This window comes from Pseudomonadota bacterium (assembly GCA_010028905.1).
GTDB lineage: Bacteria > Vulcanimicrobiota > Xenobia > RGZZ01 > RGZZ01 > RGZZ01.
Map to the genome: position 1 here is coordinate 1 of RGZZ01000144.1, position 10,530 is coordinate 10,530.

The 10,530-nt window shown below is 67.0% G+C and carries 9 protein-coding genes; 5 read left to right on the plus strand and 4 right to left on the minus strand.

The window, feature by feature from the left end; all coding sequences use genetic code 11:
• Positions 1-1,138 (plus strand): hypothetical protein (locus tag EB084_11660; protein NDD28911.1); only part of this gene is annotated, 1,138 nt, incomplete at its 5' end.
• Positions 1,139-1,169: 31 nt separating this feature from the next.
• Here EB084_11660 and EB084_11665 read toward each other — a convergent pair.
• Together EB084_11665 and EB084_11670 are read right to left on the minus strand one after the other, a co-directional pair.
• Positions 1,170-3,470: a hypothetical protein gene (locus tag EB084_11665; protein ID NDD28912.1), complete on the minus strand. Its 2,301-nt coding sequence runs from the start codon at positions 3,468-3,470 to the stop codon at positions 1,170-1,172.
• Positions 3,471-3,532: 62 nt separating this feature from the next.
• Positions 3,533-4,147 carry a hypothetical protein gene (locus EB084_11670; GenBank protein NDD28913.1) on the minus strand — a complete coding sequence of 205 codons (615 nt, stop codon included), beginning with the start codon at positions 4,145-4,147 and terminating at the stop codon, positions 3,533-3,535.
• A 183-nt stretch (positions 4,148-4,330) separates the two neighbouring features.
• On the opposite strand from EB084_11670, the gene EB084_11675 reads away from it, so the two are divergent.
• The 4 genes from EB084_11675 to EB084_11690 all read left to right on the plus strand — a co-directional run bounded on the left by EB084_11675 (position 4,331) and on the right by EB084_11690 (position 8,074).
• Positions 4,331-5,443 carry a hypothetical protein gene (locus EB084_11675; GenBank protein NDD28914.1) on the plus strand — a complete coding sequence of 371 codons (1,113 nt, stop codon included), beginning with the start codon at positions 4,331-4,333 and terminating at the stop codon, positions 5,441-5,443.
• A gap of 136 nt (positions 5,444-5,579) precedes the next feature.
• Positions 5,580-6,704, plus strand: a complete 1,125-nt coding sequence (locus EB084_11680; protein ID NDD28915.1) for a hypothetical protein — start codon at positions 5,580-5,582, stop codon at positions 6,702-6,704.
• A 3-nt stretch (positions 6,705-6,707) separates the two neighbouring features.
• Positions 6,708-7,175, plus strand: coding sequence for a hypothetical protein (locus EB084_11685; GenBank protein ID NDD28916.1), 468 nt, complete (start codon positions 6,708-6,710; stop codon positions 7,173-7,175).
• Positions 7,172-8,074, plus strand: a complete 903-nt coding sequence (locus tag EB084_11690; protein NDD28917.1) for a hypothetical protein — start codon at positions 7,172-7,174, stop codon at positions 8,072-8,074. Before EB084_11685 ends, EB084_11690 begins: the two co-directional genes overlap by 4 nt.
• Positions 8,075-8,132: 58 nt before the next feature.
• On the opposite strand, the gene EB084_11695 is transcribed toward EB084_11690, so the two are convergent.
• Both EB084_11695 and EB084_11700 read right to left on the minus strand, forming a co-directional pair.
• A complete protein-coding gene (locus EB084_11695) occupies positions 8,133-9,068 on the minus strand; it encodes a hypothetical protein (protein NDD28918.1) in 936 nt (311 codons plus the stop codon).
• Positions 9,069-9,215: 147 nt separating this feature from the next.
• On the minus strand, positions 9,216-10,530 hold a 1,315-nt coding region (locus EB084_11700; protein NDD28919.1), incomplete at its 5' end, for an ATP-binding cassette domain-containing protein.

Below are 10,530 nucleotides of genomic sequence, written 5' to 3' on the forward strand. Positions count from 1 at the left end.
CACCCTGCCCCGCGCCACCGCGAGCGACGCGCCGCCCACGGCGCCCCGCAAGTGGACCGTGCTGCTCTACAGCGCCGCCGACAACGATCTGCGCCCCTGGATGGAGCACGATGTTGCTGAGATGGAGCAGGTTGGGGGCGACCAGAACACCAACCTGCTGGTGCAGATCGATCGCGGTCGCGCCGGGGGAGGCTGTCAGCGCATTGCGCTGCAGTCTGACGCGAGCCTCGGCGGCGCCCCCGATGTCATCGACTCCCCCGTCGACCAAGACCTCGGCCAGGTGAACATGGCGTCGGCCGACACCCTCGCGGGCGCACTGCGGTGGGCCATGCAGAAGTATCCCGCCGAGCACTTCATGCTTGTCATCTCAGATCACGGCAACGCGTGGAAGGGCTGCTGCCAGGACGACTCCCACCTTGGGTGGATGAATCTGCCCGCCCTGAAGTCTGCGTTGCAGACGGTCACGGCCGAGACGGGCCGCAAGCTCGATGTCGTCGGTTTCGACGCCTGCCTCATGGCCAGCACCGAGGTGGCGTGGCAGCTCAAGGATCAAGCGCGCTACATGGTGGCGTCTGAGCAGACCGAAGGGGCCGACGGCTGGCCCTATACCCCCATTCTCGGCAACGGGCGTCTCGAGGCGCTTCAAGCGCGGCTGAACCAGCGTCTCAACACCACGCCGGAAGAACTTGTGAAGCGCATCGTGGGCAAATCGGCAGACACGCCGGAGATCACGCACACCCTGTCGGCCATCGATCTCGAGAAGATGGCGCCGTTGCAGCAGGCCCTCATCGATCTGCGCGGCGCGCTCCTCGCCCCGCAGGTGACCCAGGGCCAGTTGCGCGAGGTTCTGGCAGGGTGCGAGCACTTCTTCGGCTACCGTGACCTCGGTCACTGGCTTTCGCTTCTCTCGGCGGATGGCCCGGTCAACGATCCCGCCGTGAAGGCGGCGGCGCAGCGGGCACAGGAGGCTTATCGCGATCTGATCATCGCCGAGCAGCACAACGGCGATCATCCCAATGCCAGCGGCCTCACCATTCACCTGACGAAGCCGAACGACGTCTACACCTACATGGCGCTCGACTTCCAGAAGGCCACCGACTGGGTGGCGGTGGGCAACAAGACCGGCCCACCGGTTTGAGCCCCCAGCCGCAGTCGCTCAGAACGAGCCGTCACCGCTTCAAATACACCGGATTGGTGATGGCCACGTGCCGTCCACCCACGGCCTCCACAAGCTCGACGCGCACGAAGGGGGTGTCGCGCACCTCGAACGTGATCGCCTGGCGGGGGGCTGTCACCACTGTGGTCTGCTCGACGCCGCGCGCCGTGATCACGCGCAGCATCGTGCCGCTGCCGCCCTCGACGCGGGCACGGCAGCGCAGCGTGTCGGACGCGCGCACGGTGTCGCCCCCTTCCGCCGCGAACGTCTCGTCGTTGCCGGGGTCGGCCTCGAGCACGAGGCGAGGGGCGCGGGCGTCCCGGGTCACGGTCATGTGGCCTGCGCGGACGCCCTCCATGAGCGCGTCGCGCGACAGGGCGCGGGCGTGGATGTACGTGATGGGCGTGTGCAGCGGTCCGGGGTGATGCAGGTCGCTGCCGCCGCGGATGGGAACCCGCAGCCCCTTTGCGTACATGGCGTCGATCCAGGTGAGGCGCCGCACCAGCGTGGCCTCGTCAGTTCCGTTCCAGACCTCGGCATTGTCGAGCTTCTCGTTCCAGTCGAAGCCCTTGGGCGGCAGCACGGGATAGCCTGGGTGGTTCAGCCCGATGCCCCCTCCCGCCGCGTGCACCGCGTCGATGACGCGGGCCAGCGCCTCGGGGGTTGCGGGAGAGAAGCGGAAGTCACACCACATGCCTTGGGGAATGCCCCAGGCGTTGAAGTGGCCGAACTCGGTGGTGATCTCCTCGCCGAGCAGCACCAGGGGGCGCTTTCGCCCGTGGATGCGGGCCACCTCGGCGTGACCGCTCACCGTGTTGTGGTCGGTGAGGGTGAGCCAGTCCCACCCCTGCGCAGCGCGGTCTGCGAGCAGGGCCGCCAGCGATTGCGAGGCGTCGGCGCTGTGGGTGCAGTGGTTGTGGAAGTCGCCCTTGTACCAGCCAGGCCACGGGTTCAGCACGCCTGGCTCGTAGCGAAGCGGTGATTCTTTCCGCACGACGGTGTGCTTGTCTGTTTCAGAGAAGATGGTCAGGGTGAGCGAGTAGCGCATGTCGACGGTGTCTGACCCGCAGTAGGCGAGCAGCGTCCAGCGTCCTGGCGTGAGCGGTCCGGCGATCCAGCCCGGCGTGGCCTCGTCGGGGGTTACGAAGGCGCCGTTGCCGTTGCGGCTGAACCCCAGGCCACGAAAGCTCTCTGCCCCCGTGCCGCGCGGATCGAAGAGCACGAAGTGGGCCCAGCGGTAGAAGTAGTCGATGGCGTTGCCCGTGCGCGCGCCCACGGCGGGCTGCAGGTCGTCGAGGCGCAGCTCGAGGCGACGGGTTCCCCTGGGCAGATCGAAGCCGATGGGAACGGTGCAGGTGCGGTCGGGGGGGAACGCGGCGTTGGGAACCGTTCCGGTCAGGGTGAGGCGGGTCACGGTGACGGGGTCGAGGGCAAGATCACGTGGGCTTCCCGCGGGCACGTTCGGTACGCGGCAGGGGGCCCAGGCGGTGACGGTACGTCGTTCGGTGTGGGTGTTGTAGGCGCGATCCGGCAACATGCGCGCGGGACGGGGAAGTTTGGGCGCAGGGTTTGCCGTGGCCTGCCCCACGATCGATGCGTCGGCCTCGAGGGGGTAGGTGCCGGGTTCCAGCTCGAGCGCGTAACGGCCCAGTGCGTCGGTACGGCACGCCTCGCCCCAGGGAAGCGCTCGCACCACGACGCCGGGCAGCGGACGTCCGCTGCGACGGTCGCGTACCTGCCCGCGCTGGGTGCGCATCCCTGTCGAGCCAGAGAGAGCCACGCGCACCTCGAAGACCGACACGCTTGTCCCTGTGAGGTCGATGCGCAGGCGGTCGGTGGTGATGGGGGCGCCGGTGTGAAGCGTCCAGGTGCGCGCGCACGAAGATTCTGGCGTTGCGCCCTCGGGGGTGCGGGCCTCGCCCAGCGCCAGAGTGCCTCCCGCCTGGCTCGCGTGCATCGTCACGCGGCGCACGTGGCGGTTCCACTCGACCAGCACGACCCGGTCGAAGGTGACGGGCTGCTTCCACGACAGCTCGAGCCACGAGGCGTCGCCCTTGCCGCTGTCCCAGCGGGTGTCGAAGTCGCCGTCGTTCACCGTGCGGGGCTCGTAGCCTCCCGTCTTGTCGAACGAGGCGGTGACCTCTGCCTGCCGTGCGAGGTTGGGGGCCGTGGGGCCCGCGGAGGGCGCCTGGGCTGAGGCGAACTGTGCCAGGCACATGAAGAGGGTGAGGGCGACGATGCGCCCGGCAATGGCCTTCCGATGCACCTGTGGGAGGGGCGGTGCAGGGCGTGGCAGAGAGAGGTGGTCGTTCATGGCGTCAGGCTTCGCGGGTCGGTCTCTGCGATTCCCGCTGGTTCGCGCGGGTCGTCGAGCGCTCAGTCGCCGCAGGCCGACTGCTGCCCCTTGCGCTTGAAGTCGTAGACGGTCTTCATCACGTCCATGCCGATGCCCACCGCTTGACCACCCATGAAGAAGGCCAGGGCCAGGGGGTGTGACAGCGGCGTGACCAGGGGAGTGAGCGAGGCTGCCGTCGAGAGGATGTCGCCCGCGATGAGGTGTGACACGTCGACGAGCTTGTCGGTCTGGGTGGCATGGGGGTTTTTGTAGGTGCCGCGGATCTCGCGCAGGTCGGCGGCGATGGCCACCACGCCGGTCAGGGTGTTGACGGCGTTGAAGGTGTCGAGGAAGCCGGTCAGCCCGGGGGGCAGCGGGGTCACGTTGGCCGCCATGCTCATCACCGCGGGGGTGTCGCTGAAGAGCAGGTGCAGCGCGAGGTTGTTGGTGTACCGGGCCGCCATCTCGCGCTTGTTGAGGGGCTTCACCCCGACCATCGCGCCCAGGGTGACGCTGTCGGTCGGAGTGGGGTGCGGGTCGCACGGGGCAGACGTTACGTCGGTATTGGGGAGGTCGGGCTGCTCCGAAGTCGCTGCCGAGGAGGCATTTGGGCGCAGGGTGGGGGGGTTGCCGAGGATGAGCGCCGTCGGATTCATTGCGTTCAAGCCCTTCCGCCCGTTTGCTGGTGTGTCTGCTCACGATAGGGCCTCGACCGAGAAGAATCCTGAAATCGTGTTCTTCAGGAGGCGGAGATCCACAGTGACGCTGCTTCGATGGCCGGGATTTAACATTTATTTGACACATGGCGCCGCGCAGGGTGGTACGCTGGAGACCTAGAGGTGAAGGGTGCCGACGATGCGCTGGTTGCAGGTTTGGCGCCCATCGAGGGAGAGTGTCACGTGATCGCCGCAGCGCCCATGCGCATCCACAACCCGTTCCTGTGCGTGCCTGCGTCTGTTGGCAACCCATCGCGCCCCACCGCAACTGACTCGGCAGACGCTTCGCGTTCCCTCGACCAGGTTGTGCTGGGTGCTCAGCCGAACGCGGCCGCGCCTGCGTCCCCCGCCGTCGTTCCGAGCACGGCCCTGCGCCTGGGAATGGCGGTGGCGCTGGGGCTCACCGCCTGGGGCGCAGTGACCCCCGCGCTGGCCGCCGCGCCTCCGCCTGCTGCGGTGTCGATCTCACAGTCGGCAACCGCGACGCAGGGGAGCCCCTCGAAAGCGGTGCCCGGCGCGCAGACCGCTGCTGCCCAGCAGGTCGCACCCGCGGTGAACCTGAGCCGTCACATGCGTAACGTCAAGCGCGAGATCGACGCGTGCATCGCGCAGCCGCAGCGCTTCGCGAACGTCATCGAGGGTTTCGGGCAGGGGCGCGAGGGCAACTGCTCGGCCGTTGCGGTCATCAAAGCCTCGATGCAGCACTATGGCACGGGCGCCCTGGGCAAGGTGGTGGCCACGCCCCAAGGGTACCAGGTCACGACCCGGACCGGCGTCACCTATGCCATCTCGTTCGAAGAGCTCGAGCTCGCTGATGAGCTCGAGCACTTCGCCTCGTGGGATGCGCGGGTCTCATCCTACGCCACCCTCTGCTACGCCACCATGGCCAAGTCAGTGGCGCTCTACGAGCTCGACAATGCCCACTCGTTCAAGGAGGCCTTGCAGACCCTCGGAAAGCCGCAGTTCGTGCTCACCGACGCGCGCATGCTCGGCGTGGCCAACGACCTCAAGCCGGTGGCGCTGAATCAGCAGGGCTATCGCGGGTATGACGCAGTCATCGGCGTCAGTGACAAACATGCGGTGCTCATCACGGAGAAGAAACCCGGCAGCGGCCGCTATGTCACCGATCACTACGGCGCGGCCTATGACTACAGCGGCACCGACACCAACCGACGTCCTCTCGTGCAGGCCTGGGGGTATTCCGCTGAGGGCGCGCACGAGATGGCTGGCGACTGACGCATCTCGTTCATCGCGGGGCGCACGCTCAAGAGGGCGGTAGCACCGCCGAAGACTGAAGGCTGTTTCCCCACAGGGACCGGCCTCTCTTTCGCGAAATCCCGGCCATCGGATTTTCGGGAAGGCGTGGAATGAGATGGGGCGATCGTTCACCCAGTACTGGTCGAGTACGGTCTGTCGGGCTGCTGCGCGCGATGAGGGGAGTCCGTTGATCTATCTCTCGGGCGATGCGTTCGCTCGCCATGAGGTGTCTGCCGGTGACCGCATCTACGCCATCACGGTTCGCGACGGCCGCGTGCTGCTCATCGCCCGCATGGAGGTGGGCATCGTTGCTGACACAGACCAGGCGCAGGGGCTTCTCGAGAGCGTTGATGACGCGTCGAGCAGCCACCTGCTGGCCGAGGAGTGCACCGCGCTGCGCTTCGATCGCAAGGTCTCGAAAGCCGTGCTCAAGCGTCTGCGCTTCATTGCAGCGCAGGGTGGGCGACCCATCGACCCCAGCGCGGGCAGAGGAGAGATAGACGTGGCGCTGCTGCGTGGTGTGCGTCTCCTCGACGACGCGTCGGCGCAGCGCTTCGACGAGATGTTCGTGGGGGAGACCACCTATCGGCCCGAGTTCACCGAAGATGAAGAAGACGACGATGAAGCCCTCGACGGGCTTGCGCTGCTGGAGGCCCTCGCCGCGTGGTTCGACGCCGAGGGGGTTCCCTATGAGGTCGATGATGACGGCGATCTGAACCTCGAGGTCGAAGTCGATGACGAGACCTTTCCTGTGCTCATCCTGGGGAACGACCCATATGTGTCGTACTTCGTCGCACTGCCCCTGCGCGTGCCGCGTCGGCGCTATGGGGTGATGATGGAGGCGCTTCTGCGGGCAAACTTCAAGAGCGCGGCGGTCTACTTCGACTTCGATTTCGACGAGGGCATCGTGCAGTGCCGGTCGCGCACCATGAATCCCGGCGCGATTCTTGAGGGCGAAGACCTGGGCGATCTGTTCGAGATCACGGTTGAGCTCTCGCGTCGCTTTCTGCCGGCCTTCAAGCAGGTCATCGATGATGAGGCCACGCCTGAGGAAGCGGTCGATGCCGTTCTCGCCCAGCTGGCCATCGACGCCGCGGGCGGTGCCGAGAACGTGCGGTCGCACGATGAGGCCGACTCCGACGGGGTGCTCGAGATGGGGGCGGTCGATCTGGCTCGCCTGTTCCGCACGTTGCAGATCGAGACCGAAGGCGCAGACGAAGACGAGCCCGACGGAGACTAGGGCGTGTCTTCCTCGCCGACGCGCGGGCTGCGCCTCTCGGAGCGGGTCTTTCTCGGATTGTTCGTTGCGGCCAACATCCTCGTTCCCCTGCTGCTCATCGAGTTCTACCCGTTCACCATCGCGCCCATGTATGACACGCGCCTGCGCGAGGTGACGCTCTACGCGGTACGCGGGCCTTCTGGCCAGCCATTGCCCGCGCGTGACTTCGGACTCGACATCGCCAATCTCGGCGCCGACGGTACAGCCACCTCACCCTTCCACCGACATCGCGCGCGCATCCCGTTCGACAGCGTGAACATCGTGGGTCAACCGCCCCTCGCGCCGCAAGCGCTGGCGCGTCGGGTGAAGCAGCAGCTGGCGGCGATGTCGATCCCCTGGGTCATCATCACGCGCACAACCCTCGGGGCCGTTGACGCCGAGCGTGCTGGTGTGGTGAAGGTCGAAGAGATGCGGGTCGAGAGGACACCGTGAGCGATTGGGTGAATCGACTTGACCTCACTCGTCTCTCAACGCCGCTCTTCGGGCGCGTTTCGGTGGCGCTCGTGCTGCTCATGGCGCTGCACCTCACCGCCAACATGCCCCTCGAGCGGCTCGGGCAGGGCATTTCCGTGGGCACGGTCTCGGCGGCGGGGCTTCTGCCTGCGTGGCTGTATGGCGACGTTCGGCTGCTCGCCTTGCTGTGGGTGGCCTTCGTGGTGTGTGGGGCCTTGTGGATGGGCGATTGGATGGTTCCGCTCAGCAGCTGGGGCGCCACCCTGGCGTTCACGGGCTACGTGTCGGTGTATCTGCAGAACGCACCGTTCTGGGATCACAAGTGCCATCTGCTCAACCTGGTGATGTTTGTGCAGTGCGCCTGGTACCATATCTACGCGCAAGAGATTCGGGCGGCCCGGCGTGAGGGGCGCCTGCTCACGACCCCGCTCTATCCGCAGTGGGCGTATGTCGCATCGGTCTTCGCCATCTGCTGCCACTACTTCTTTGCGGGGCTCTCGAAGCTCATCGAGGGGGGCGGATTGCGCTGGGCCGATGGCCTCACGTTTCAGCTGTGGATTCTGGCGCGAGGCGATGGCGACACGTGGCTCGGCTCGATGGTGTTGGCGCACCGCAGCTTGAGCCAGGTGTTTCAGATCACCGCCCTCGGTTTCGAGCTGCTCGTTCCGCTGGCCCTCTTCTGGCCGCGCTTTCGTGTCGCCGTGGGCCTCTTCTTCATCGGCTTCCACCTGTCATCGCACCAGATCTTTCCGGATGTGGTGTTCACCGCCAATCTGGTGGTCGTGTGCCTGTTCTTCGTGATGGAGCCTGCGCTCGCGTGGTGGGCAGCGAGGCAAGCGAGAATGGAGACAGAGTCTGTGGTTTCACCAGAAGGGTGAAGCCACAGACCCCGCGTGGGTGTGTCGGGTCGGGCAGCGGAGCGCGCAGGGATAAAGGTCAGTGGGTGGTGACAGAGGCGGTGTACGACTGGGTGCCGTGGCTCACGATCACGCGGAGCACGTACACGCCGCGCTGCAGGTTGTAGGTGGCTCGACCCGATGTCGGGCCCGTGGTGTATGCGTTGGCCTGACTTGCGCCACCGAGGGGGAACTCGCTGCCGGTCATCGAGGTCGGGTCGCAGATGAAGGCCGAGATGTTGGCGTTCGCGCCACTGATGTTCACCTCTACAGTGAGCGGTCCACCGCTCGAGGTGACATTGAAGTACATCGCCTGGTATCGGTCTGGCCAAGGCCCGCTGAACGTGCCGGTCCAGGGCCGCGCTCCGGGTTCTACCGGGCCGCGCATCGGTGGGGGGCCTCCCGTGGGCGGCGCTCCTACGCCCACAGGGCGCAGCCCCGGCCAGGCGTTGCCGTTCGGGTCGGTTCCGCCAGGAGTGGTCGGTCGCAGGGGTGCGGGCGTGGGGGTGGGATTGGGACGCAGCCCTGGCCAGGCGTTGCCGTTCGGGTCGGTCCCGTTGATGCGGGGAAGATTGAACACGTAGGGCTGGGGATTCAGCGTCACCGACCACACGGCATTGTTGCCGAGCAGGGTGACGGTGACCAGCAAGGGTTCGGCCTGCGGCACGTTGACCGTGGCGTCACCTCGCCCCCCTTCGGTGGTGGCGATGGCGCCGCCCGAGGCGAAGTAGTGCCGCCCTGCGTCGCTGAAGGACACCGATACGCTCGACGAGCCGCTCTGTGCCCGTGCCTCGCAGTGCACCTGCATGGGGCCGGCGCCCGCATTGATGCGGTAGTAGTAGGTGACGCCTCCCCCCGTTCCTCGAGCGCCTCCGGCGGGCCAGGGCGTAGGGTTGCTGGGGTCGGTGGACTGGGCCCGTGCCGCGCTGCTCAGGGTGAGCAGCAACAGGAGCAGGGTGGTGAGGTGTCTGTGCATGGTAGAGCGCTTCGATTCTCTTTCATTGCTCATGTCGCCATCATCGCATGGGCTCAATAGCAGTGCAAGGGTCGCTGGTCGTAGTCCCTGTGATCGCAGTCACGGGCCTGCGCGATGGGGGCTGCGGGTGCACGAGGCTCAACCGCCTCACGCCTGCGGGCAGACGCGGTAGTCGGGCACCTCTTCGCCCATAACCTCGAACAGCGCGGCGAACATGGCGTTGCGGGCCAGGCTTGTGTGGTCGCCCACGAGCACCAGCTTGTGGCGCGCGCGGGAGAGAGCCACGTTCAGGCGTCGTGGATCTTGCAAGAGCTCCGGCACGTCGCCGCCGTTGGCGCCCACCAGCGAGATGATCATGACATCGCGCTCATCGCCTTGAAAGCGGTCGACGGTGTCGACCCAGCTTCGCGTGTTTGCGATGTCAGGCAGCTGCTGGGCGAGCTCCCGGCGGATGCCGGCAACCTGGGCGCGGAACGGCGCCAGAACGCCGATGCGTCGCTCGGCCTCGCGCGGGTCGCGCAGCCGCGCGTCGGCGTCGACCAGCGCTCGAGCGATGCGGCCCACCCATTCGGCCTCGCGCACGTTGGTTCGGGCCCCCTTGAAGTGCGGCGGCACGTCGACGAACACGATGGGGCGGTGGGGGTCGAGGATGTCGCGCAGGTCTTCTTCGACCGTGTGATGGGCGATGTCGTGACGCTCGCCGGCCACGTCGTCGTGCGGGCGCAGCTTCGCATCGTACCACATGCGGCTGGGAACCGCACAGATGGCGTCGTTCATGCGGTACTGCTCCTCGAGTACGACGAGCCCTTCGCTCCCTGCGGCGGCCGCCTTGCGCTCAAGCACCTCGAACAGCGAGCCGCTCTCGCGGGTGACGCCGTCGCTTGATGGGTCGACCAGGCGAATGGGCGCCAGCTGCTTGGGGTCGCCCACCAGCACGAAGCGCTTTCCGTAGCGCAGGGGGGCGAGCGACATGGGCACGCTCAGCTGGGTGGCCTCGTCGATGATGACGAGGTCGATCTCACCCAGCATCGGCTGGTACTCGCCCTTGGCCAGCATGCTTGCGGTTGCGGCAATCACCGAGCGTTCGGCGCACAGCCGCTTGACGGTCTTGAGCTTCTGCTCGAGGGGCTCAGCGCGGTCGTACAGACGGTCGAGCACGCACGCCTGCACGTCGTCGGCGATGGCCGCGGTACGGCCCAGGCGAAGCACCTGCGACTGCATTCCGCCCTCGATGAGCTTGCGCACCACCTGATCGACGGCGCGATTGGTCTGCGCACTCACCAGCACGCGACGTCCGGCGTCTACGTGGGCGCGGATCATGGCCCGCAGGAGGGTCGTCTTCCCCGCGCCCGGAGGACCCAGCACGAGCATGTAGTCGCTCGTGCGAAGCGAGAGCTCGACAGCCTTCTGCTGCAGGGCGTTGAGGCGCTCATTCGACGGAGGCGCGTACCCAGGGGCGGGG